This is a genomic window from Sphingomonas sp. CCH10-B3 (assembly GCF_001556185.1).
GTDB lineage: Bacteria > Pseudomonadota > Alphaproteobacteria > Sphingomonadales > Sphingomonadaceae > Sphingomonas > Sphingomonas aquatica.
The window spans coordinates 1-22901 of record NZ_LSIJ01000019.1; the positions used below are offsets into that span (position 1 = coordinate 1).

At 65.0% G+C, this 22901-nt stretch carries 19 protein-coding genes; 8 read left to right on the plus strand and 11 right to left on the minus strand.

Features of this window, described 5'->3' with window-relative positions:
- On the plus strand, window positions 1-180 hold a 180-nt coding region (locus tag AX672_RS04485), incomplete at its 5' end, for a hypothetical protein (RefSeq protein ID WP_168727329.1).
- On the opposite strand, the gene AX672_RS04490 is transcribed toward AX672_RS04485, so the two are convergent.
- From AX672_RS04490 to serS, 5 genes are all read right to left on the minus strand, one after another.
- On the minus strand, window positions 181-501 hold the full coding sequence (locus tag AX672_RS04490) for a pilus assembly protein PilZ (RefSeq protein ID WP_066648987.1): 321 nt from the start codon (window positions 499-501) through the stop codon (window positions 181-183). It abuts the gene before it with no gap.
- A gap of 92 nt (window positions 502-593) precedes the next feature.
- Entirely contained in the window at window positions 594-1772 is a 1179-nt protein-coding gene (gene tyrS, locus AX672_RS04495; protein WP_066648894.1) for a tyrosine--tRNA ligase, read from the minus strand.
- Window positions 1773-1810: 38 nt separating this feature from the next.
- The gene (locus tag AX672_RS04500; protein WP_066648897.1) at window positions 1811-2860 is read right to left on the minus strand and encodes a M23 family metallopeptidase; all 1050 of its coding nucleotides are present in this window, start codon (window positions 2858-2860) and stop codon (window positions 1811-1813) included.
- 15 nt (window positions 2861-2875) lie between these two features.
- Entirely contained in the window at window positions 2876-3640 is a 765-nt protein-coding gene (gene surE, locus AX672_RS04505; protein ID WP_066648901.1) for a 5'/3'-nucleotidase SurE, read from the minus strand.
- Window positions 3640-4923 carry a serine--tRNA ligase gene (gene serS, locus AX672_RS04510; RefSeq protein WP_066648906.1) on the minus strand — a complete coding sequence of 428 codons (1284 nt, stop codon included), beginning with the start codon at window positions 4921-4923 and terminating at the stop codon, window positions 3640-3642. Before serS ends, surE begins: the two co-directional genes overlap by 1 nt.
- Before the next feature lie 80 nt (window positions 4924-5003).
- Here serS and AX672_RS18490 point away from each other — a divergent pair, with 80 nt between their 5' ends.
- The 3 genes from AX672_RS18490 to AX672_RS04525 all read left to right on the plus strand — a co-directional run bounded on the left by AX672_RS18490 (window position 5004) and on the right by AX672_RS04525 (window position 7633).
- The gene (locus AX672_RS18490; RefSeq protein WP_066648908.1) at window positions 5004-5993 is read left to right on the plus strand and encodes a hypothetical protein; all 990 of its coding nucleotides are present in this window, start codon (window positions 5004-5006) and stop codon (window positions 5991-5993) included.
- Between the two features lie 696 nt (window positions 5994-6689).
- Entirely contained in the window at window positions 6690-7157 is a 468-nt protein-coding gene (gene dksA, locus AX672_RS04520) for an RNA polymerase-binding protein DksA (RefSeq protein ID WP_066648910.1), read from the plus strand.
- A gap of 95 nt (window positions 7158-7252) precedes the next feature.
- A complete protein-coding gene (locus AX672_RS04525) occupies window positions 7253-7633 on the plus strand; it encodes a PilZ domain-containing protein (RefSeq protein ID WP_066648912.1) in 381 nt (126 codons plus the stop codon).
- 55 nt (window positions 7634-7688) lie between these two features.
- Here the strand turns inward: AX672_RS04525 and AX672_RS18135 are convergent, their stop codons facing one another.
- The gene (locus AX672_RS18135) at window positions 7689-7844 is read right to left on the minus strand and encodes a DUF465 domain-containing protein (protein ID WP_082730375.1); all 156 of its coding nucleotides are present in this window, start codon (window positions 7842-7844) and stop codon (window positions 7689-7691) included.
- A 206-nt stretch (window positions 7845-8050) separates the two neighbouring features.
- On the opposite strand from AX672_RS18135, the gene AX672_RS04530 reads away from it, so the two are divergent.
- Both AX672_RS04530 and AX672_RS04535 read left to right on the plus strand, forming a co-directional pair.
- Window positions 8051-8248, plus strand: a complete 198-nt coding sequence (locus AX672_RS04530; RefSeq protein ID WP_066648915.1) for a YdcH family protein — start codon at window positions 8051-8053, stop codon at window positions 8246-8248.
- 72 nt (window positions 8249-8320) lie between these two features.
- Entirely contained in the window at window positions 8321-8779 is a 459-nt protein-coding gene (locus tag AX672_RS04535) for a DUF1465 family protein (RefSeq protein ID WP_066648918.1), read from the plus strand.
- A gap of 197 nt (window positions 8780-8976) precedes the next feature.
- Here the strand turns inward: AX672_RS04535 and AX672_RS04540 are convergent, their stop codons facing one another.
- On the minus strand, window positions 8977-9948 hold the full coding sequence (locus AX672_RS04540) for an NAD(P)H-dependent flavin oxidoreductase (RefSeq protein WP_066648989.1): 972 nt from the start codon (window positions 9946-9948) through the stop codon (window positions 8977-8979).
- A 103-nt stretch (window positions 9949-10051) separates the two neighbouring features.
- Here AX672_RS04540 and AX672_RS04545 point away from each other — a divergent pair, with 103 nt between their 5' ends.
- Window positions 10052-12649 carry a M1 family metallopeptidase gene (locus AX672_RS04545; RefSeq protein WP_066648921.1) on the plus strand — a complete coding sequence of 866 codons (2598 nt, stop codon included), beginning with the start codon at window positions 10052-10054 and terminating at the stop codon, window positions 12647-12649.
- On the opposite strand, the gene AX672_RS04550 is transcribed toward AX672_RS04545, so the two are convergent.
- The gene (locus tag AX672_RS04550) at window positions 12646-13173 is read right to left on the minus strand and encodes a gamma carbonic anhydrase family protein (protein ID WP_066648924.1); all 528 of its coding nucleotides are present in this window, start codon (window positions 13171-13173) and stop codon (window positions 12646-12648) included. The genes AX672_RS04545 and AX672_RS04550 overlap by 4 nt on opposite strands.
- A gap of 68 nt (window positions 13174-13241) precedes the next feature.
- On the opposite strand from AX672_RS04550, the gene AX672_RS04555 reads away from it, so the two are divergent.
- Window positions 13242-13604 carry a winged helix-turn-helix domain-containing protein gene (locus AX672_RS04555; RefSeq protein ID WP_066648927.1) on the plus strand — a complete coding sequence of 121 codons (363 nt, stop codon included), beginning with the start codon at window positions 13242-13244 and terminating at the stop codon, window positions 13602-13604.
- A gap of 378 nt (window positions 13605-13982) precedes the next feature.
- Here the strand turns inward: AX672_RS04555 and AX672_RS04560 are convergent, their stop codons facing one another.
- From AX672_RS04560 to AX672_RS04570, 3 genes are all read right to left on the minus strand, one after another.
- Window positions 13983-19868 (minus strand): Ig-like domain-containing protein, encoded by a 5886-nt coding sequence (locus AX672_RS04560; RefSeq protein ID WP_066648930.1) that lies wholly within the window; start codon window positions 19866-19868, stop codon window positions 13983-13985.
- A 158-nt stretch (window positions 19869-20026) separates the two neighbouring features.
- Window positions 20027-21409, minus strand: a complete 1383-nt coding sequence (locus AX672_RS04565) for a leucyl aminopeptidase family protein (protein ID WP_066648934.1) — start codon at window positions 21407-21409, stop codon at window positions 20027-20029.
- Window positions 21406-22806, minus strand: a complete 1401-nt coding sequence (locus AX672_RS04570; protein ID WP_066648936.1) for a serine hydrolase domain-containing protein — start codon at window positions 22804-22806, stop codon at window positions 21406-21408. The genes AX672_RS04565 and AX672_RS04570 overlap by 4 nt, the downstream gene beginning before the upstream one ends.
- Between the last annotated feature and the right edge of the window lie 95 nt (window positions 22807-22901).

Here is a 22901-nt window from a genome sequence, read left to right on the forward strand (position 1 = left end):
GCGCAGTTCCGGCTTGCGAGCCCCGAGATGCTCGGCGAGCTGCTGCCGATCGCGCATGACGACACCCGCCTGCTGATCGATCGCGACGGCGGGCTGGCGGGCGAGCGCGGCCAGGCGGCGCGGCTGGCGCTGTATCTGTTCGAACGCGATGCCGGGGTGGCGCTGCTGCGGTCGGGCTGATCAGCGCGGCTTGAGCATCGCTGCGAGCAGTTCGTAATAGTCGGCGAGTTCGATCATCCGGTCGAGTTCGCAGCCGATCCGGCCACCCAGCGACCAGCGCACCTGCGCGGAGACGACACCGACCACCGGCAGCGTGATGTGCAACCGTTCACCTTCGCGAAAATCGCCGTCGCAGCGCGCCATCAGCCCGAGCGCCGAGATATTGACGATCACCAGCTGCAGCGGTCGCGCGTCGGGGCCGATCGCGCGTGCCCGGTAATGAACCTCGTCGCGACCGGTGGTGCGTTCGTCCCGGTACGCGGCGGCCGAAGCGCCTGCCATCATCGCCATCCCTGTATCGTGCCCCCCGCACGCTCGCAGTCCCGGGTAAATGGCAGGGGTAGAGAAAGCGCTAATGCGAAATTGACTACAACTTATTGTGTAGCGACCAGCAGCCCGTGGTTCTTTTTGCCGGCCGACAGGCGGACGATGCGCGCGCCGCCGCCCTTGATCAGCCGCCGCGCTTCGCCCTTCGATGCCGCAAAGCCCAGCGCGACCAGCGCATCGACCAGCGCGATTCTGCCGCCTTCGACCACGTGCGTCGGCAGGGCGCCACCCGCACTGCCTTCCTCGAACATCTTGCGCGCGGTCTCGGATGCTTCGGCAGCAGCGGCTTCCCCGCGGCACATCGCGGTTGCCGCATCGGCGAGCGCGATCTTGGCGGCGTTGATCTCCGCGCCTTCCAGCGCTTCGAGCCGGGCGATCTCGTCGAGCGGCAGGTCGGTGAACAGCCGCAGGAAACGGCCGACGTCGCGGTCGTCGGTGTTGCGCCAGAACTGCCAGTAATCATAGGCGGACAGCTGATCCTCGTTCAGCCACACCGCACCGCTCGCGGTCTTGCCCATCTTGGCGCCATCGGCGGTGGTGATCAGCGGCGTCGTGATCCCGAACACTTCGGTGCCGTCGACGCGGCGCGCAAGCTCGATCCCGTTGACGATATTGCCCCATTGGTCCGACCCGCCCATCTGCAACCGGCAGCCGGCACGGCGCGACAGCTCCATGAAGTCATAGGCCTGCAGAATCATGTAGTTGAATTCGAGGAAGGTCAGCGGCTGTTCGCGGTCGAGCCGCAGCTTGACCGAATCGAACGCGAGCATTCGGTTGATCGTGAAATGCCGCCCGATGTCGCGCAGGAACGGGATATAGGCAATCGCGTCGAGCCAGTCGGCGTTGTTGAGCAGCACCGCATCGCTCGGGCCGTCGCCGAACGTCAGGAAGCGCTCAAACACCGTTCGGATCGAGGCGATGTTGGCGGCAATCGCGGCGTCGTCGAGCAGCTTGCGGCTCTCGTCCTTGCCCGATGGATCACCAACCTTCGTCGTCCCGCCGCCCATCAGCACGATCGGCTTGTGCCCGGCCTGTTGCAGCCGCCGCAGCATCATGATCTGGACGAGGCTGCCGATGTGGAGCGACGGCGCGGTCGCGTCGAAGCCGATATAGCCGGGCACGACCTGTTTTGCCGCAAGCGCATCGAGCCCGTGCGCGTCGGTCAGCTGGTGGATATAGCCGCGGCTGTCGAGCAGGCGGAGCAGATCGGAAGCGTAATTGGACATGCCGGTCGCTTAGAGGAAAGTGCCGCGCTCGCGCAATCTCAGCGCGGCGGAAGCTGGGTCAGCGGGTCGACGGGCGTTCGCCCCTTGCGCAGTTCGAAATGCAATTCGGGCCGGTCGGCCGTGCCGCTGGCGCCCGACAGCGCAACAGCCTGCCCACGCCGCACCGACTGGCCGCGCTGCACGAGCAATTGGCTGTTGTGCCCGTATACGCTGACCCAGCCATCGCTGTGCCGGACCATCACCAGGCTGCCGAGCCCCGGTACGCCGTCGCCGACATAGAGCACCACGCCGTCGGCAGCGGCGAGCACCGGCGTGCCGGTCCGGGCTGCGATCTTGATTCCGTCCATGCGCTCGCCGGTGCCGCCGGGGCCGAAGCGGCGCACGACGGTGCCGCTCACGGGCCAGACGAAGCCGCCCGTCCGGCGCGGCGGCGCGGCGATGGCGGCGTCGGGCGGCAGGATCCGCGTCGGCGAGGATGACGCCGGCGCCGGGCGCTTGTTGGGGCCGAGCGCTGGCTCGCTGCCGGTCACGATGTCGTCGATGTCGAGGTGAAACGCCGCCGCGCGTTCGGCGGCGCTCGGCGGATTGCTGGCGGTGCGCGGAATGATGATCCGTCGCCCGGCGCGCAGCACATAGGGCTCGACAAGATTGTTGACCGCGACGATCTGTGCCCAGGGCACGCCATAAGCGCGGGCAATGGCAATGCCGGTCTCGCCCGGGCGCACGAGGTGATAGCGGCCCGCCGGAATCCGCAGTCGCTGGCCGACATAGACGGTGTAGGGCGGGATCAGGCCGTTGGCGTCGCCGATCGCCTCGGTCCCCGCGCCGGTGCGGTTGGCGATGGCGCGTAGCGTATCGCCGGGGACGACGACATATTCGCTCGCCGGAATTTCGACCGCGTCGGGCGTGACGGGGCGCGCTTCCCAGGCCGGGCGCGGCGGGGCGGGGATGCGGGTGTCGGATTCGATCTGCGGCGGCGGCAGTGTGGGGCGACGGTCGGGCGGATAGTCGCTGGCGCGCTCGATCGGGGGCGGGACGCAGGCCGAAGCCAGTGCCGCCAGCGCCAGCAATCCCCACCACCCGCGCATTTCAAGCCACCTTCGTCAACGATACGCCGCCGTCAGCATATCGAGCGATTCACGATGTGTCAGGTCGAGATGGAGCGGCGTCACCGAAATGTAACCGTCGGCGATGGCCTCGACATCGGTCGAATGCGCGGGCGTCTCGATCGACGGCCCGAGCGCGAACCAGTGATATTCATAACCGCGTGGATCGCGATTGCTGACGATCTGCAATCGCCCATAATCGCGCAGCCCTTGGTCGACGACGCGCACGCCCAGCACCCGGTCGGCAGCCAGCGCCGGGAAATTGATGTTGACGAGCGTCCGCGGTGCGAGCGGCGCGTCGAGCAGCGGGCGCAGCACGCGTTCGCCCCAAACGCTGGCAGCTTCGAACGGGACGACATCGCCCATGCCTTCGCGCGCATAAGCCTGACTGAGCGCGATCGAGCGGACGCCTGCGAGTGCGCCTTCCATGGCTGCCGATACCGTACCCGAATAAGTGACATCCTCGGCGAGGTTGGCGCCGCGGTTGACGCCCGACAGGATGAGGTCGGGCGGCGTGTCCTTCATGATCTTGGCGAGCGCCATCATCACCGCGTCGGTCGGCGTACCCGCAACGGCATAGCGCTTGTCGCCATGTTTGCGCACGCGGATCGGGCGCGTGAGCGTCAGCGAATGGCCCGCGCCCGATTGCTCATCGGCGGGCGCGACGATCCAGACATCATCGGACAGGGTGGCAGCAATTGCCTCCAACACCTTGAGGCCGGGTGCATAATAGCCATCGTCATTGGTGAGGAGAATGCGCATCAGGCTTTGGGCTCCAGCCGGGTCAGACCACCCATATAGGGGAGCAATGCGTCGGGTACGGTGACGCTGCCGTCGTCGTTCTGGTAATTTTCGATCACCGCCACCAGCGTCCGCCCGACCGCGAGGCCGGAGCCGTTGAGCGTGTGGACGAACTCGGTCTTCTTCTGCTCGCCAGCCACACGGTAGCGGGTGTTCATCCGCCGCGCCTGGAAATCGCCGGTGTTCGAGCAGGAGCTGATCTCGCGGAACTGGCCCTGGCCGGGCAGCCAGACTTCGAGGTCATAGGTCTTGCGCGCGCCAAAACCCATGTCGCCGGTGCACAGCAGCAGCTTGCGATAGGGCAGGTCCAGCCGTTCGAGGATGGTTTCCGCCGCGCGAGTCATGCGGTCGTGCTCGGCCTCGCTGTCCTCGGGGCGCACGATGCTGACGAGCTCGCATTTCTCGAACTGGTGCTGGCGGATGAACCCGCGAGTGTCGCGCCCCGCCGCGCCCGCCTCCGAGCGGAAGCACAGGGTGAGCGCGGTCAGGCGCATCGGCAGGGCGCTTTCGTCGAGCAGTTCGCCCATGACGCTGGCGGTGAGCGAAACTTCGCTGGTGGGGATGAGCCAGCGGTCGTCGGTTGTGCGGAAACTATCCTCGGCAAACTTCGGCAACTTATCCGTGCCGTACATCGCCTCGTCCTTGACGAGCACCGGCGGGTTGCATTCCTGATAGCCATGCTCGCGCGTCTGGACGTCGAGCATGAACTGGCCGAGCGCGCGGTGGAGGCGGGCCATGTCGCCGCGCAGGAAAGTGAATCGCGCGCCCGACAGCCGCGTGCCGGTCTCGAAATCCATGCCGAGCGCTGGCGCCAGGTCGGCATGTTCCCTGGGCGTGAAGTCGAAGGCGCGCGGCGTGCCCCAGCGGGCGACTTCGACATTTTCTTCCTCGCCCGCGCCATCGGGCACGTCGGCGGCGGGCAGATTGGGGATGATCTCAAGCGCAGCCTTCAGCGCCGTCGTCGCCTCTTTCTCTTCCGCCTCAAGCGTGGGCAGGCGGTCCTTGAGCGCGGCGACCTCGGCCTTCAGCGCCTCGGCACCGTCCTTGTCGCCCTTGGCCATCGCCGCGCCGATCAGCTTGGAGGCATCGTTGCGGCGCGCCTGAATCGCCTGCATTTCGGTGGCCAGCATTCGGCGGCGTTCGTCGAGCGCGGCGAGGGCGGTCGCTTGCGCGGGAAGGCCCCGGCGCGCGAGCTGCGCGTCGAAGCCTTCGGGATTTTCGCGGATCAATCGGATGTCGTGCATGGCCCCCGCGCTATGGCGAGGGCCTTGCCGCGACGCAAGCTTATGCGGCTACGGCGGCGTCCGGACGCTTGGCGAGCCGCTTGCGCGCGACCAGCGCGGCGGCGGCGGCGCCGAACAGCAGCACCATCGGCGGTGCCGGAACCGGCGTCGGCGTGCCGCTCGACCCCGAGCTGCCGGTGCTGCCCGACGACGCGCTCGACGCCGACGATGCCGACGACGTGCTACCGCTTGCCGAACCCGACGAACCGGTGCTGCCGCTGGCCGAAGTCGAGCCCGAGGCGCTGGTGCTGAAGCCGACGCTCGACGAGCCCATCGACGACGAGCCCGAGGAGCTGGCGCTCGACGCGCTGCTGGCGCTGGATGCACTCGACGACGAGGTCGAGCTGCTGACGTCGCCCGACGAGGCCGAGGAGACATTGCCCGACGACGACGAGCCACCGGTCGATGTCGAGGTCGACGATCCGCCGGTTGAGGTCGAGGACCCACCTGTCGAGGTCGACGAACCGCCGGTTGAGGTCGAGGAGCCACCGGTCGAAGTCGAAGAGCCGCCGGTGGACGACGTGCTCGACACTTCGCCGCTCGACGAGGTGCTGGAGACTTCGCCCGATGAGGTCGACGACGACGAACCGCCCGTCGACGAGCCGCCGGTCGACGACGTGCTCGAAACATTCCCCGACGACGTCGACGACCCGCCGCTGCCGCCCGACGAGGTCGACGATGAGGTGGAGGAGCCGCCCGAGCCGCCGGTGCTCGAGGTCGAGGAGATGATGATGCTGATGCCGCTGGAGGTGCCTGAGCTGGTCCCGCTCGAAGTGCCCGAGCTGGTGCCGCTCGAAGTGCCCGAGCTGGTGCTCGACGACGTCGCGCCGCTGCTCGTGCTGCTCGCGCTCGACGTGCCGCCGCCGTTCGACGAGATTACAACGCCGCTGCTGCCGCCGCCGCCACCGAAGAATCCGCCCGCGAAGAAGCCGCCGAAGCCGCCGCCAAAGCCGCCGCTGCCGCCAATAATCACCGGGGCCACGCCGCCGCCACCGCCCGAAACCGGGAAGTCGCCGCTCGACGCCGCATAGGGCGGGGGCAGCGGGATCGGCTGGCTGGCGATCTGGACCGTGGCGGGTGGGCAGGTTGCGGTGGTGCGCGTCACGACGCGGCGCACTTGCCTGCCTTGACGCGCGACAGTCGTGCGAACGATCCGCTTGGTGTGCTTGACATAGGCTGCGCGCGGCTTGGCCGATTCGGTGACGTGCACCGCACCGCCGCCAACAACCGCGCCCCCGCATGCGCAAGCACAAAGTTTCGCCAGAGCCATCCGCACAGACATTGCTACACTCTTTCAAATTTTCCGGCCGATCGTGCGATCAAGGGCACGGTCAACTGGTTTGCTGCTCATCTCGCAAAGTGCAGAACAAAGCGTTAAGTTCAACAACGTTAACCATGATTTGATCTCCCCTAAGGCTCATGGTGACTACAATGGGCGGAATAAATTGGTTAACGTATCTTATTGGCACGAAATCGTGGGTTGAACGCGGCTGACCTGCGCCATTTGTTAATCATTATGCCGATTTGTCATTAAGTTACCGGCCATGCCGCCGGGAACTAAACCAGGCTGGCCGCCGCGCGAGCGTTCCTCCCGCGGCGACTAGGTGCAAAGCGCCGAAAGACCGCGATTTTCGACCAAAGGCTCGCTTGTCGCTCGCTGCATGTGTGGCTATAGGCGCGCTCGAGGGGCAAGGGCCACAAGGCTTGGTTTGCGTAGGAGAGTGGGGATGGCATCGCAGGTGAACCGCATCGACGAACCCGAAAAGACCGGGCCGATCCCGGCCAATGATGGTGGCGACGGTTATCGGCCGAGCGCTTCCGAACCTTTTATGAATCCCCGCCAGCTCGACTATTTCCGCACCAAGCTGCTACAATGGAAGGACGCGATCCTGCTCGAGGCACAGGGCACGCTGTCGCAGCTCCAGACCGAAAGCCTGCGCGAGGCCGACCTGACCGACCGCGCATCGAGCGAGACCGACTGGTCGATCGAACTGCGCACCCGCGACCGCCAGCGCAAGCTGATCTCGAAAATCGATGCTGCGCTGCGCCGGATCGAAGAAGGCGAATATGGCTATTGCGAAGTCACCGGCGAGCCGATCTCGCTCGCCCGGCTCGAAGCTCGCCCGATCGCAACGATGACCGTCGAGGCGCAGGAGCGCCACGAGCGCAACGAAAAGGTCTCGCGCGAGGACTGACGCGACCCCGCCGGCCACGGCATTTTAAGTAAATTGATACCCCTTGCCTGTTAGCTTCCCACCGAAATTCCCCTAGCGAGGTCGGGTAGGCAAGCATGGATCACGTCGGGCAAAATCCGGATCAAGAGGGTTGGAGCGAAGACAATGCGCACAAGCGCAATCAGTCGCGCGACAGCCTGTTTCTGGTCGCCCAGTTTCGGCAGAGCGCGCAGCGTGAAGTCGTGCGCCAGGTGCGCATCCGCAATCTTTCGGCCGGCGGGCTGATGGCCGAAGTGTCTGATCCGATCGCACAAGGCACGGCTGTTGAACTCGACGTGCGTGGGATTGGCTGGATTCCGGGCCGGGTGGCGTGGAGCGTGGCGGGCCGCATCGGCGTCGCGTTCGATCATCCGATCGATCCTGTGCTCGCGCGCAAGCCGGTCAGCGGCAATGCCAAGCCGCCGGTGTTCGTCAAGCCGATCCTGCCAGTCATCTGAGACCACACCGGCGTCGACGCTTGGCGCGCGGCGCCGGTGCGGTTTGGCGGCGCGCCTAGTGCGCGGCGAGCTCTTCCTTGATCTTGAGCTTCTGCTTCTTCAGTTGCGCAATCACCATCGCATCGGGTAGGGGCCGCTGGGATTCGAGCGCAATGCGCTGATCGAGTGTCGCGTGCTTTGCCGCCAATGTTGCTTGATGGTTGCTGAGCATGGAGAGGACTTCCTTTCCTGAATAGCCGCCCGACAACGAGCGGGTGGATCAATAAATCACAGATGGCTGGCGGTGTCGCGGGCATTTCACCCGGCGTGCGACGGACGCGCCGAATCACGCGATAATCTGCATGATGGGGCTCGCCTCGGCGCGCAGTTTTGCTATGGCGCGGGGAGCGGCACGAGCTGAACGCTAGAGACGGGGTCATGGACGATCGCCAGATCGCAAAGCGGATCGAAATCCTGAAGATCGAGCATCGCGACCTCGATGCGGCGATCGCGGCGCTGTTCGAGCAGAATTCGACCGATCAACTCCAGCTCGCGCGGTTGAAAAAGCGCAAATTGCGACTGCGCGACGAGATCAGTCTGCTCGAGGATCAACTTATCCCCGATATAATCGCCTGATCGCGCCGCTTTGGGACGGTCGGCTTGAGTCGCCGCATTTCCCTTGCGATCGGTTTCTGGCAGCACAGAGCGATGGGGACGGAACAGGTCAGTTCTCGGCTGCACCGGCGGCTGGTCGACGCGCTATACGTCGAGGCGATGCTGCTCGCCGACGAGGCGCGCGCCTATTTCGACGAAGGCGGTCGCGAGGATCGCGAGGCGCTCGGGCCAATGGAGCGCGTGGCCTATTCGTGCGAGTCACTGAAAGTCACGACGCGGCTGATGCACGTGATTGCCTGGCTGCTCACCCAGCGCGCGGTGGATGCCGGCGAAATGAGCCGGACCGACGCGCTCGATCCGTCGCGAAGGCTGGGGGCGCCGCCGCATTCCGATCCTGAAGTGATTGCATCGATGCCACCGCAGACGCGGGCGCTGGTGCGAGCGAGCATCGATCTGTTCCGCCGCACTGCCCGGCTCGATGCGGATCAGCTGGGCACGCCGACGGAAAGCCCGGCGCGCGCGATTCTGGAACGGCTGGCGGTGTCGATTTAGGGGTCGGTCGGACGGCAGCTTTCGCCTGAGCGACAGACGTTCATTGCGTACGCAACGCCGCTCAAAGTCCCCCGTCGCCCCGTGTCAAGCACGGGGCGATGGGCTAAAGTAGATTCTATACATCAGGCGCAAATGCGGGTTGACGCTGCCCGTCCGCCTCCCACCAAATTCAGACACTAGACCGAGCGCGATCAGACCTAAGCCGCCACAGCCTCCGCCACGCCCAGCCGCGCTTGCGCCGCGCGATATTCGCCCGCGATCCGCTCGACCATTTCCGCGACCGTGCCGACGTGATCGACGACGCCGATGCCCTGGCCTGATCCCCAGATGTCGCGCCATGCCTTGGCCCCGGCATTGCCGCCGAAGTTCATCGTGCTCAGATCGCCCTCGGGCAGGTTGTCGGGATCGAGCCCGGCGGCTTCGATCGAGCTGCGCAGATAATTGCCGTGCACGCCGGTAAACAGGTTCGAATAGACGATGTCGGCGGCCTTCGACGCGACGATCGATTCCTTATAGGCGGGCTGGGCGTTCGCCTCCTCGGTCGCGATGAAGGCCGAGCCGATATAGGCAAGGTCGGCGCCCATCGCTTGCGCCGCCAGCACCGCGCCGCCATTGGCGATCGAGCCCGACAGCGCCAGCGGACCGTCGAACCACTGGCGGATTTCCTGGATCAGCGCGAAGGGCGAGAGGCGACCGGCATGGCCACCGGCGCCGGCTGCAACCGCGATCAGCCCATCGGCGCCCTTTTCGATCGCCTTGCGGGCGAAGCGATCGTCGATGATGTCGTGCAGCGTGATGCCGCCCCAGCCATGCACGGCGGTGTTGAGATCCTCGCGCGCGCCGAGCGAGGTGATGATGATCGGCACTTGCCACTTCGCGCAGGTCGCCAGATCGGCCTCAAGCCGGTCGTTCGAGCGGTGGACGATCTGGTTGACGGCGAAGGGCGCGGCGGGGCGATCGGGATTGTCGCGGTTCCATGCCGAAAGCTCTTCGGTGATGCGATGGAGCCATTCGTCGAGCAGCGCCTGCGGCCGCGCATTGAGCGCGGGGAAGGAGCCGACGATCCCCGCCTTGCACTGGGCAATGACGAGTTCGGGACCCGAGATGATGAACAGCGGCGACCCGATCACGGGCAGGCGCAGGCGGTCGAATAAAGGTGGCAGGCTCATGTTCGTTTCATAGCGCAACCGAATATTCTGTCCAGCGGTCGGCAATTGCTTCAACCGCCAAATTGCGGCAGGAGCCGGAGAAATTTAATTGCGGAGACTTACCATGATGTCGTTGGTGCAGCGCCTGGGTCTTGCCGGTCTCATGGTGACGGTTGCGGCTCCCGCGCTGGCTGCGGGGCAGTTGCCGACTTCGGTGGTCCCGGTCCGCTATGACATCCGGGTCGATCCCAATGCGGCCGCCAAGACCTTCACCGGGCTCGAGACGATTACGGTGACGGCGAAACAGGCAGTGCGCACGGTGACGCTCAACGCCGCTGACCTCAAGATCACGCGCGCGACCATCGATGGCAAGCCAGTGCCGTTCAAGCTTGATGCGGCGAGCCAGCAAATCACGCTGACCGCACCCGCGCCGCTCAAGCCCGGCACGCATAGCCTGGGGTTCGTCTGGTCGGGTACGATCAACGATACGGCCGCGGGCTTTTTTGCGATCGACTACAAGAATCCTGACGGCTCGGCAGCGCGGATGCTCGCGACGCAATTCGAGGCGCCCGACGCGCGCCGCTTCGCGCCGATGTTCGACGAACCGGCGTTCAAGGCCAAGTTCAAGCTATCGGCAGTCGCGCCGGCCAAGCAGCTTGCCTATTCGAACATGCCGGCCACCGTGTCGCGGCTCGCCGATGGGCGTCAGCTATTCAGCTTTGCCGAATCGCCGGTGATGTCGAGCTATTTGCTGTTCCTCGGCATGGGCGATGTCGAGCGCAAGACGGTGATGGCCGGCAAGACCGAAATCGGCATCATCACCCGGCGCGGCGTCGTCGATCAGGGTGATTATGCACTTGCTTCGGCAAAGCGGCTGTTGAGCTATTACAACGATTATTTCGGCCAGCCCTATCCGCTGCCCAAGCTCGACATGGTCGCCGGGCCGGGGTCGTCGCAATTCTTCGGCGCGATGGAGAATTGGGGGGCGATCTTCTATTTCGAGCCGACCGTGCTTTACGATCCCAAGCGCGCCACCGTCAGCGGCAAGCAGGGGATTTTCGTCACCGTAGCGCATGAAGTGGCGCACCAGTGGTTCGGAAATCTGGTGACGATGCGCTGGTGGGACGATCTCTGGCTCAACGAGGGTTTTGCCTCGTGGATGGAAAACAAGGCCAGCGGCGATCTCAACCCCGAATGGTTCGCGCGCGAGACGGCGGTGTCGAACGACCGCGAAGCCGCACTTGGCGCAGATTCGACCGCCGCGACGCATCCCATCGTTCGCAAGGTCGAAACCGTCGACCAGATTGGCGAGGCGTTCGATAGTATCACCTATCAAAAGGGCCAGGCCGTCATCGGCATGATCGAATCGACGCTCGGCGCCGATCCCTTCCGCGCCGGCATCCGCCGCTACATGGCGAAGTATAAATATGGGAACACCGAAACCGATCAGCTTTGGGCCGAGCTCGAAGCGACATCGAATATGCCGGTCAAGAGTTTCGCGCGCGATTTCACGCTGCAAGGCGGCGTGCCGCTGATCACGGTGTCGGGCGTGACGTGCAGCGGCGGCAAGACCAATGTCACGCTGGCGCAGTCGCGGTTCGGGCTCGATGCCGCGTCCAAGGTGCCGCAGCGCTGGCAGGTGCCACTCACCGTCGCGACGCTGGGCGGCACGCCGACCCAGACCTTTGTGAAGTCGGAGACGCCCCAGACGATGACGGTCGCGGGCTGTGGCACCGTCGTCGCCAATCTCGGCAAGGGCAGCTATGCCCGGGTGAAGTACGACGATGCGGCCCATGCAGCGCTGGTGCGCGACTATTCGCGGCTGGCGGTCGCCGACCGGCTCGGCACGCTTGGCGATGATTTCGCGCTGGCGGCCTCGGGTGACCAGAGTCTCGCGCGCTATTTCGAACTCGTCGGTGCGGTGACGCCTGACGCCAATCCACTCGAATGGGACATGATCGCCGACGACATCGGCGGGCTGGCTGGGTTGTTCGCGCAGACCGACCTCGAGGCGCCGCTGCGCGCACGGACGATCAAGCTGCTCGCCCCGGTGATGGCGCGCGTTGGTTTCACGGCCAAGGCCGACGAGCCGGCGATTGTGACCAATCTGCGCGAGACACTGGTGTCGCGGCTCGGCCTGGCGGGCGATCCCGATGTCGCCGCGCAGGCGCGGCGCTATGTGGCGGCGCTGGCGACCGATCCCACTGCGATCCCGCCCGCGATCCGCCAGCCGATCCTGACCACCTATGCCGTCAACGCGACGCCCGCCGAATGGGATGCGCTGCTGTCAATCGCCAAGTCGACCAACAATCCGGTTGCGAAAAACGGCTATATCCGGCTGCTGGGCACGGCGCGCGACGATGCACTGGCGGCGCGGGCGCTCGACCTGATCAAGGCAAATGATTTCACCGCGCCACAAAAGGCCGAACTGCTCGGCGCGATTGCCGGGCGCCACCCGGACATGGCGTTCGACTTCGCGGTCGCTAATCTCGATCTCGTCAACAGCCTGCTGGAGACGAGCACGCGCGCGGGCTTTATCGTCGCGCTGGGGAGCCGGTCGAACGATCCGGCGATGCCGGGCAAGATCCAGGCCTTCGCCGAGAAAAACCTGCCCGAAGCCTCGCGCGGCGGGGCCAAGCGCGCGCTGACGGCCATTGCGGTGCGCAAATCGGCAGCCGACCGGCTGCGCGCGGCAACCGCAGCCTGGCTCGCGGGGAGCTAATCGATCCGCTTCAGCCCCGTCGCACAGGCACGGCTCTTGTCGACATAATGCTGCGCCGACATGCGCAGCATTGCCGCTGAGGCGTCGTCGAGCGTGCGCACCACGCGTGCGGGGCTGCCGACGATCAGGCTGTTCGGCGGAAAGCTCTTGCCCTCAGTCACCAGTGCGCCCGCGCCGACGATCGATCCTTCGCCGATGACAGCCCGGTTCAGCACGATCGCGCCCATGCCGATCAGCACCAGATCGCCGATCGTGCAGCCGTGCAGGATCGCATGATGGCCGATCGTGCAGTCGCTGCCGATCGTCAGCGGCGCGCCGGGGTCCGAATGCAGCATCGCGCCCTCCTGCACATTGCTGCGGGGACCGACGATGATCGGCGTGTTGTCGCCGCGGATCACGGCGCCGAACCAGACGCTCGCGTCGGTGGCGAGGCGGACGTCGCCGATCACATCGGCACTCGGCGCGACCCAGGCACCGGCAGGGTCGAGCACCGGGCGATGCCCGTCGATTTCATAAAGCGGCATGACATCACTCCCCCTTATTGGCGCCGCGCCATCTTGCGCCGTCGCACATGCTGCGACTAGCCTGAACCATGCGTGTCGGACCACTCAAGCTCAAAGCGCAGCTCTTCTGCGGCGACGAGCCTGCGCTCGGCCCAGGTAAGGCCGATCTGCTTGAAGCCATTGAGCAGACCGGGTCGATCTCGGCCGCCGGTCGCGCGCTCGGCATGAGCTATCGCCGGACATGGTTACTGGTCGACAGCATGAACCGCTGCTTCACCGACAAGCTGGTCGAAGCGCAAGCCGGGGGAGGGGCAGGGCGCGGTGCGCGGGTCTCGCCAACGGGCCGCGCAGTGCTCGCGCGCTATCGGGCGATGGAGGCCCGGCTCGCCGAGGCCGCGGCCGACGATCTTGCGGCGATGGCCCCCTATCTGCGTGAATCGCCGCGCGATTAGGCCGACTTAACGTCGATCAGCCCCTTTTTCGCGACGCGCGCGCACGCCTGTCATCTTTGGACTTTAAGGACCGCGAGCGTTCGGAACAGGAGGTCAGCCATGATTCAAGCGGTCCGGTGCCTGGTCGGCCAGCATAGTCCCAATCGTCGACGAGTGTGGAACGATTCGGTCAACATGCGTAGCGAATGTCGCGGGTGTGGCCTGCCGCTTGTCCGCGATCTCAACGGCTGGCGACCGTTCGAACCTTCGGATTACAGCGAATGGCGTTTGCCGCATCCGCATTCGGATCCAACACTTCGCAAACGCGCCTGATTGGCCGACCCAAGCGGACAGCGCCAGATGACGGCGGCGGCGTGATACCGCCGCCGCCGAATGCCCTCAGATGAAATCGGTGGTGGCGATTGATGCCGGCGGGTTGCTCAGCTGGATCACCAGATCGACGTTGAGCGTATAGCCCGCAGTCCCATCGCCATCGACGACAAGGAAGGTCGTTCCGGCCAGCGTGCCCGACGTCGGCGTGAACAGCACCGCATGGTTCGCGCCCAGCTGTGCCGGCCCCAGCGCCGCCGCCAGATCGGCATCGAATGTCGCCGTCGACAGCGCGCCCGACGTAACGGTCGCGTCGATCGCCGTGATCGTGTTGAACGTGTCGATCCGGTCGACGCCCGACACAAAGCCGTTGATGCGGTCGAACGCGGCGCCCGAAGATTCGCCGCCGATGGTGTAGCGATAGATGTCCGCTCCGGCCCCGCCGGTCAGGATATCCGCTCCCACGCCGCCAAAGAGTGTATCGGCGCCCGCCCCGGTCGTGATCGTGTCGTCCCCATAGCCGCCAATGATGCTGTAATTGCCATTGGTTTCGGCCGAGGCATTGAGAATCAGGTTGGTCGCCACGGGCAGCGCGTGAATGGTGAAAGTCTGGCCGGCCCCGACAACGGCATCGACAAAGGTCAGGTTGTAATTCGCCAGATCGCCGACGACGCCGCGGAGCAGCGCCAACACTTCGACATTCTGGAAAGTCACGCCGAAAAAGGTGGTGGTGTAGTTCCCGTCCAGGGCGACTTGATCGTTGGTCCCCGCGCCGCCATTGACCGTGTCGGTGTTCGAATCGAAGGCGCCGGGGCCGAAGTAAATGCCGTCGTTGCCCGCGCCCGTGGCAATCGTGTCGGCGCCGCGTCCGGCATAGACGCGGTAGGACCCATTGGTCTCGGACGAGGCGTTGAGCTGGAAGCTTTCATTTGCCGCAAGGCTGCTGGCATAAATGACGAGTTCCTGGCCCGCAGCGACATTGCCGTCGTTCATCACCAGATTGTAGCTGTACGGCGTGCCACTGCCGCCGCCATAGGTGTTGACGGTGCTCGACAGCAGCGCGAGCACTTCGACATTGCTCAACTGGCTGGCGCCGAAGTTGTAGCTGTAACTGCCTTGCAGCGCGATCTGGTCGTTGGTGCCGGTCCCGCCGTCAACGGTGTCGCTGGCATTGAACGCTGCGCCGAAATAGAAGGCGTCGTTGCTGGCGCCGCCCGATACCGTGTCATTCCCGCCCTGCGAAAGGTTGAAGAAATCGACATTGTTGGTGCCGGTCAGCGTGTTGTTGCCCGCGTCGCCGCGCAGCTGGTCGCCCGCTGAATCAACACCGTTGACCGTCACGTTGACGGTCGCAGTACCCCCGCCGACGAGCGTGTAGGTGAAGCTGTCGATGGCACTGCCGTTGGCGGCGCCGGTGGCCGTCGCCGTGGCAGGTGGAATGAGGTAGTTGAAGACGCCGTTCGGGTTATAAGTCAGCGTGTTATTGGCATTGCGCGTGACGATGGCCCCCGATGCCAGCGTTACTGTTCCGCCTGCACCGATCGTCACGCCGTTGATCTGGTTGATCGTCAGCGTGCCGCCCGGATCGCTGTCGTTCGCCAGAATCGCGATCGACGTCGTGGCATTCTCGTTCACCGTGCCAGCATCATTGACGCCGACGCTGGGCGAGAAGAAACCGAAGCCGAGCGTGTTGTTGGTGTCGTTGCCGGTGCCCGCTGTCGGCTCGTTGTTATAGCTGAGCGTGATGATCTGGTTCGAGACAATGCCGCCCGTAATCACGCTGCCGTTGCTGTCACCGGCGATGTTATTGTTCGGATCGACTACTCTGGTTGTCGAAATTCGGCCATTAAGCGCGCCAGCGCCAGTGAAATTCGAAGCGTCGAGCCGGACGATGTAGTTGCCGGGGGCAAGGTTCGCGAAGCTGTAGACGCCGTTCGCGCCGGTTGTGCCGGTTGCAAGCTGGGTGTCGCCAGCGTCGAGAATGGTGTTGCCGTTGGTATCCGCAAACAGCGTCAGCGCGACGCCGGTCGGCCCGACTTCGCCATTATTCTGCAGCCCGTCGCGGTTGGTGTCGATGAACACCGATCCGCCGAGCGTCAGCGTGTCGATCGTCAGCGTCTGGGTGTTGCTGGTAACGGTCGCGAAGTTGCTGCCCGTAATCGTCGAGGCCGAGGTCGGGTTGGTGATGACCTGGTTGCCGAGCGCATTGATGGTCGAATCGAACTGGATTTCGACTGCGCGGCCGGCGGCGAGCGTGCCGATGGCGGTCGCGCCAAGCGCAAAGGCTTCGCCGGTCACGCTGCCGGGGACCGCACCTTCGGCCTGGCCGGGGGCGGGCAGGCGGCGCTCGCCCGGGTTGATATAGCCATAGAGCAGGTTGCTGCTGTCGCTCGACAGATAGGTGTCTTCAAGCCCGATCGCGTGGCCCAGCTCGTGGAGCACCACCGTCAGCAAGTCGATGCGCGATGCCGTGATTTCGTTCAGGCCGCGCAGCCCGGCGCTCGTGCTGCCGAATTCGACGTCGTCGCCCGGCGTTGCGTCGATGAACCAGCGGAAGCCCGCGCCGTCGCTGTCGATCTGAATGCCGCGCGCCGACGCTAGACCGAGGTAGATACCCGGCATGTCGGCGACTTCGAAGCGCACGGCCTGGAGCGCAGCGAGCTGCTCGTCGGTTACCCCGGCGGCAACCCAGCGCTCGATCGCGGCGGCGACGATGGCATCAAGTGCTGCCTGCGTCAGAATGCCGGTTTCGGTCGCGGCGATCGGCGTCAGGTCGAACGATGTCGGTGCGCTTGGTGCGGTAGCTTCGGGCGCCGCTACCGCAGCCGGATCGGCGGGCAGGTCAAAGGCATTGGGATCGAGCGTCTGGCCGATGATATTGCCCTCATCGTCGAGCTGGACGCTGATGTGGCCGTTGGTCGGGCCATCGCCGAACAGCCCGAAGCGATCGGCGATCGAGCCGGTCGCAATCTTGATCGGGCCGAAGGGGAGGAGCCCGGGCGTGCTGGCGATGCCAAAGTCGCCCGCGCCCGACTGCGGCAGTTGCACCACCGCCAGCAGCGGTGAGGCGGGTGTGCCGGGCTGCGTCGGCGCGGCACCGCCGGGGGTGTTGTTGAAGGACGCGGTGTTATTGGCCAGCAGCGCCGCCGATGCGGTCGTGCCCCCATTCTGGCCGCTCACATAAGTGCCGACAGCCACTGTGTCGGTCGCGCCGCCGGTGTAACCGCGCAGATTGAACGTCGCGAGGCCGCTGTTGGTCGTGTTGGACAGCGCGCGGACGCGGATGTTGGTGCTCAACCCGGCGCTAATCGTATTGCCCGAAATCTGCGCGTTCAGCGTCTCGCGGTCGCCGCCGGTCGACACGCCAGCGGTCGCATTAATGCCGTTGATCAGGCCCGCGGTGGCAGTTGCGGTGACCGTGTTGCCCGTGACGGTCGCATTCAGCGTGCCGCCCGTGCCGGTGCCCGCGCGCGCCAGCACGGCGATGCCGAAGTTGCCGCTGATTTCGCGCACGATGTTATTGTTGATGAGCGTGGTCAGCGTGCCATTGCCGTTGAGTTCGGCATTGATGCCATAAGCACCGCCCGAGGTGCCCGAGTTGGCGACACCCGCGGTACCGATGGTATTGCCCTGGATCGTCGCCTGAACGTTGCCGCCGCTAACGGTCGACACGCCGACAAAGTTGATCGCCGCGCCCGACACCGTGCCGGTGATCGTGTTGTTGTTGATCGCCGCGACCAGATCGTCACCGCCCGAGGGGCTGATCGTCACGCCGCCGCCGAGGATGTTCGCCGAATTGCTCGTGGTCAGCGTGTTGCCGCTGAAGGTCAGGTTGTTCTGCGATCCGCCCGCGCCGCCGGTGCCGTTGGTCGCGAACTGGAAGTGATCGCCGCGGTTATTGTCGAAGGTCGATCCGGTGATGCTCGCGGTGGTCGTCGCAGTGCCGTTCGATTCGAGCAGCAGCCCGTCATTGCCGGTGGTTGCATTGTTCGAATTGCGGAAGTTCGAACTGGTGACCGTCAGGTTGAGCGTGCCGCTGTTGTTGATCAGATTGACATTATGATCGGCATTGCCGCTGAAGGTCGATCCGGTGATCGTCGCCGTGCCGGTCAGCCCGTTGACATAGACGCCGCGTTCGTTTGCGGCGTTGCCGTTGTTGCTGATCGTCACGCCCGACAGCGTCAGGCCATTGACCGACGCGCCGTCGATGCCGCTGCCAGCACCCCCGGTTACCGTAATTCCGGTAAGGCTGATCGGGCCAGTGGCGACAAGCCCGATGCCCTGCGCCGTCGAGTTGGCGATCGTCCCGCCAGAGTTCGCGGCCCCGGTGCCGCTAACAGTAAATGCGCCCGCACCGGTGCTATTGAGGAAAATGCCGTTCGCTGCCCCATTCGAATTGACGGCATCAAACCTGACGCCGTTGCCGCCAATCGTCGTGGACTGGATCGTAACGGCGGTGCCGGTACCCGTACTGACGGTGTTGCCAGCACCGGTGATATTGACCGTGCCGCCGCCAATCGCGAGGAACCCTTGACCGCTGGTTGTTGCAATGTCGAGCCCAGTTCCGGTCGTGTTGAAGTTGATCGTCGCACCGGTATTGTTCAGCAGAGCCACTGCTTGCGCATTGGTCGTTCCAACATTGACTGCGCCGGTGAAATTGATCGAGCCGCTGCTGTTATTTTGTATCTCGATCTGCCTGGTCGACCCACCTGCATTATCGCTGATATTGCCCGAAAAGGTGATCGCACCGCTGCTGTGGTTTTGCACGCTGACTGCCGAACCCGTCGCATTGGTGATCGTGCCACCATAGCTGACCGCGACACTGCCGCCGGACGATGCTGTCGCCGTACCGATCTGGAAGCCGACCGTACCCGCGTTGACGATGCTGCCCGAATTGGCCGTAAGCGAGCCCGTCGCGCCGCCGGTGATGACGACGCCCTGCGTGCTCGACCCCGACGAGCTGAGCGTGTCGAACGTCGCGTTGAGTGCGCCGCCATTTTGGATGGCGAGCGCGCGACCGGTGCCGGACACGCTGGTGGCGCTGATCGTCAGCGCGCCGACGCTCGCACCCGAATCGATGATGCCGGTACCGCCTGCTGCCGTGCCGTTCAGGCTGATCCCGCTGATCGTATTGCCACTGTTAAGGACGATGCCATTGGAAGCACCAAAATTGATCGTCGAATTGCTCGCGCTCACCCCCAGCGCGGTGCCATTGGCGGTCACTGCCGCACCGTCGCCGAACAGCCGCTGCCCGGCTTCGAGCGTGATCCCGGCGCCGTAATTGGCCCCACGATTGTTGATGAAAATCGCTTCGTTCGCCGAATCGACGTCGTCGTTGATCGTGCCGTCGCCGGTCACACCATTGAGTTCGGTCAGCGACGTGAAGGGGCGCAGATACGACCCGTCTGATGCACCATTGGCACCCGCATAGTTGCTGTCGACGTGCCAGATGACGTCGGTCACGTTGAGCGTCACGACGCCGTTGAAGCCCGTGACGTTGGTCAGCCCTTCCGCATCGGTGATCGTATATTGGAAGCTTGCGGTCTGGCCGATGTCGAGCCCGGTCGTCGGCGTGAAAGTGAAGGTGCCGTTGCCGTTGTTGACGATCGACCCGTTGGTCGCGCCGCTGACGGCCGTGATCTGAAGGGTTGCTGCATTGCCCAGCGGATCGAGATCATTGCCGAGCAATTGCGCTGCCGTGAAAGTGATCGGCACGTTGCCGGTGATGTTGAAGCTTTCGTTTATGGCGATCGGGGTGATGCGCACCGTGCCTGCGTTCAGCGTGGTCCCGTTGAAGGGGTCGCTCGCGCTGACGCCGGTCGCGTCCTGGTCACCGCTATTGGTGATGCGCAGGATGACGCGGACCAGTTCGCCGGGGTCGAAGACGCCGTCCGCATCGATATCGCCATTCGGCGCAAACTGCTGGCTGCGCGTGCCCGTGATGATGGCTGGCATGGCGATATCCCCCCTTGTCGTTCTTAATTGCCTGAACCGCTTAGGACTCAGACGTCAACAGCGGGACGATAATGTCTTATGTCGCCATAGCCTAGCCGGAAATGCATTCAGCGCTTTACATCGCGTTAAACCATCCCGTCTTGGTACGGACGGCACCCTCAGCCGTAACGCGTGCGCAGGACTTGCCACGCGGCGCGCAAGCCCAGCGCCTCGCCGCCCTTGGGGCGTGCAGGCTTGGCGGTCGGGCGCCAGGCGAAGGTATCGAGGTGTGCCCAGGGTACGCCTGCGGGCACGAAGCGACGCAGGAACAGGGCCGCCGTGATCGACCCGGCAAAGCCGCCGTCGGGTGCATTGACGATGTCGGCGATGTCGGACTTCAGCATTTCGTCATAGCCATCCCATAGCGGCAGCCGCCAGAGCGGGTCGAGGACGGCAGTGCCCGCCGCCAGCAGTGCATCGGCGAGCGCATCGTCATTGGCGAACGTCGCCGGCAAATCGGGCCCCAGCGCCACCCGCGCCGCCCCGGTCAGCGTCGCGAAGTCGAGGATCAGGCCCGGGTGGCTCTCAGCCGCCTTGGTGATCGCATCGCCGAGGATCAGCCGCCCTTCGGCGTCGGTATTGGTGTTCTCGACCGTCAGGCCTGCGCGCGTCCGCAGCACATCGCCGGGGCGAAAAGCGTTGCCGGAAATGGCATTTTCGACCGCCGGGATCAGCAGATGCAGCCGCACCTTCAGCCCGGCGCCCATCACCAGCCCGGCGAGCGCCAATGCGTGCGCTGCACCGCCCATGTCCTTCTTCATCAGCCGCATGCCCACCGACGGCTTGATGTCGAGCCCGCCGGAGTCGAAGCACACGCCCTTGCCGATGATCGCGACGCGCGGATGGTCGGGGTGCCCCCATTCGAGCTCGATCAGCCGCGGTGCGCGCTCACGGGCAGCGGCCTGGCCGACGGTGTGGATCATCGGATAGCCGGTCGCAAGCGCATCGCCACGCGTGACGGTTGTCGTTGCGCCAAACCGCGCCGCCAGCGCTTCCGCCTCGGCCTCGAGCTCGGCAGGGCCGAGGTCCGACGCGCCGGTGTTGACCAAATCGCGCACCTTGGCGGTCGCTTCCGCCAGCGCGATCGTCTCGCCGATCCTTGCCGGGTCGCTCGACAGCAGCACGCGTGGTCCGCTCGGTTCGCCCGTGCGGTAGCGATCGAACCGGTGCTGCGCGAGCAGCCAGCCGAGCCCGGCAGCACCGATCGCACCGTCGCGCAGGCGATAAGTTCCTTCGGGCAGCACCTCGCCCTGCGACGCAATCCGCCACGGCGAGCTTTCGGCTTCGTCGCACACCAGCAGCGCCGACCAGTCCTCGGCGGCTTCGCCGGGCAGAATCGCGCGATTGCCAGCCTTGCCGGTGATTTTTTGCGCCGCGAGCAGCGCGCGGACGCGCGGCGGCTGGGCGCTCAGCCAGCCGGCGAAATCATCGGGATAGACGACGTCGATCGTGCGCGCGGGCTGGCCGCGATCGGGCTGAAGCAGCGAAGCAAAATCGGTCATTCGGCGGGCATCACCAGAAATTGTTCGAACCGGCCGGGCGCCTCGGGCTCGCTATAGGTGATGATGTTGAGTGTGCGGGTCGCATAGGTAACCTTGTAATTGCGGTTGATGAAGCCGCCGCGCAAGCGAGGCTTGCGCACGAGTTCGAACGATTTGGGCGTGCCGAGCGGGGCAAGGCTGGTCTTGTAATCGCCAAGCGCAACGTTCGTGAAATAATAATTGGCGTTATCGGTCAGCAGCTTGCGGTCCAGGGTGCCGGTGCGAAGCTGATCGAACAGTCTCCGCGCCGCCACAGTTGTCGCCGCATCGGCGCTTTGGGCCTGTGGCGGGACCACCAGCTTGGTGATCTGCTGCGCGATGTTGGTGTAGGCGTCGGAGAAATCGCCATTCACGAAAACGACGACGGCTGCCTTCTGATCCGGAAAGACGATGTTTTCGGACAGAAATCCGACCGCCTCGCCCGAATGTTCGACATAGCGCAGGCCGTTCGCATTGCCGGTCACCACGCCGAGCCCATAGCCATTGGTCGTCCCATCGGGGAGCTTGACCGGCGTTTCCTGCGCTGCCCAGTCGTCGGGCGGCAGCAGGCTGCGGTTGATCCGCGCGATGTCCCATTTCGCGAGATCGCGCGCGGTCATCGACAATTCGCCGGCGGCATAGAGCCAGCCCGGCGCGGCGGGCTTCTCGACTCGCACCGGCCCCAGCGCGAACCGCTGATAGCCTTGCGGATAATTCGGGCCGATCGCCTTGTCCTGATCGATCGCCTTCATGCCCAAAGGCTTGAAGATGCGCGCGTCGAGGAAATCCATCAACGGCATGCCCGCGACCTTCTCGATGATCAGTCCCGCGACGACATAGCCGGTGTTCGAATATTGCCACTGCGTGCCAGGCTCGAAATCGAGCGGCTTTTTCGCCCAGCGATCGATGATGCCCTGCGGCGTCGTCGGCTTGGCCATGTCGGCGAAGCTGTAATCCTGCGGCCAATAATCCTGCAGCCCCGATGTGTGGCTGAGTAGCTGACGCAGCGCGATGTTGTCGCCGCCCGAAATGCCGGGGAGATATTTCGATACCTTGTCGTCGAGGCTGAGCTTGCCGTCATCCTCGAGCAGCAGCAGCGCCGCCGCCGTGAACTGCTTCGAAACCGAGGCGATCTGATAGGGCAAGTCGGGGCTGGCGATCTTGCGCGTTTCCGATTGCTTTCCCCAGGCCTTGGTGAACACGATCTGCCCGCCGCGCACGATCGCGACCGATGCGGAAGGGACGCCGGTGCGCGCGAGGCTGGTGGTGACGATCCTGTCGATCTGCGCGGCTTCGGCGGGCGTGATTGCCTGCGCGTGAAGCGCCGCCGGGGCGAGCGCGATGGCTAGGGCCGGGAGCAAAGTCAGGAAGCGCGTCATCAATGTCCTCGGATGTCAGCAACAAGTCGGCCAGCATAGCCACTCGTCCGCCGCGCGCCAGTGGCGTGTGAATTTGCTTTACCGCGCGCGGCGGC

Coding starts and splice junctions, on each gene's coding strand:
- AX672_RS04490 (WP_066648987.1), bottom strand. CDS start 501: ATGGCAGGCGCTTCGGCCGCCGCGTACCGGGACGAACGCACCACCGGT.
- tyrS (WP_066648894.1), bottom strand. CDS start 1,772: ATGTCCAATTACGCTTCCGATCTGCTCCGCCTGCTCGACAGCCGCGGC.
- AX672_RS04500 (WP_066648897.1), bottom strand. CDS start 2,860: ATGCGCGGGTGGTGGGGATTGCTGGCGCTGGCGGCACTGGCTTCGGCC.
- surE (WP_066648901.1), bottom strand. CDS start 3,640: ATGCGCATTCTCCTCACCAATGACGATGGCTATTATGCACCCGGCCTC.
- serS (WP_066648906.1), bottom strand. CDS start 4,923: ATGCACGACATCCGATTGATCCGCGAAAATCCCGAAGGCTTCGACGCG.
- dksA (WP_066648910.1), top strand. CDS start 6,690: ATGGCATCGCAGGTGAACCGCATCGACGAACCCGAAAAGACCGGGCCG.
- AX672_RS04525 (WP_066648912.1), top strand. CDS start 7,253: ATGGATCACGTCGGGCAAAATCCGGATCAAGAGGGTTGGAGCGAAGAC.
- AX672_RS18135 (WP_082730375.1), bottom strand. CDS start 7,844: ATGCTCAGCAACCATCAAGCAACATTGGCGGCAAAGCACGCGACACTC.
- AX672_RS04530 (WP_066648915.1), top strand. CDS start 8,051: ATGGACGATCGCCAGATCGCAAAGCGGATCGAAATCCTGAAGATCGAG.
- AX672_RS04535 (WP_066648918.1), top strand. CDS start 8,321: ATGGGGACGGAACAGGTCAGTTCTCGGCTGCACCGGCGGCTGGTCGAC.
- AX672_RS04540 (WP_066648989.1), bottom strand. CDS start 9,948: ATGAGCCTGCCACCTTTATTCGACCGCCTGCGCCTGCCCGTGATCGGG.
- AX672_RS04545 (WP_066648921.1), top strand. CDS start 10,052: ATGATGTCGTTGGTGCAGCGCCTGGGTCTTGCCGGTCTCATGGTGACG.
- AX672_RS04550 (WP_066648924.1), bottom strand. CDS start 13,173: ATGCCGCTTTATGAAATCGACGGGCATCGCCCGGTGCTCGACCCTGCC.
- AX672_RS04555 (WP_066648927.1), top strand. CDS start 13,242: ATGCGTGTCGGACCACTCAAGCTCAAAGCGCAGCTCTTCTGCGGCGAC.
- AX672_RS04560 (WP_066648930.1), bottom strand. CDS start 19,868: ATGCCAGCCATCATCACGGGCACGCGCAGCCAGCAGTTTGCGCCGAAT.
- AX672_RS04565 (WP_066648934.1), bottom strand. CDS start 21,409: ATGACCGATTTTGCTTCGCTGCTTCAGCCCGATCGCGGCCAGCCCGCG.
- AX672_RS04570 (WP_066648936.1), bottom strand. CDS start 22,806: ATGACGCGCTTCCTGACTTTGCTCCCGGCCCTAGCCATCGCGCTCGCC.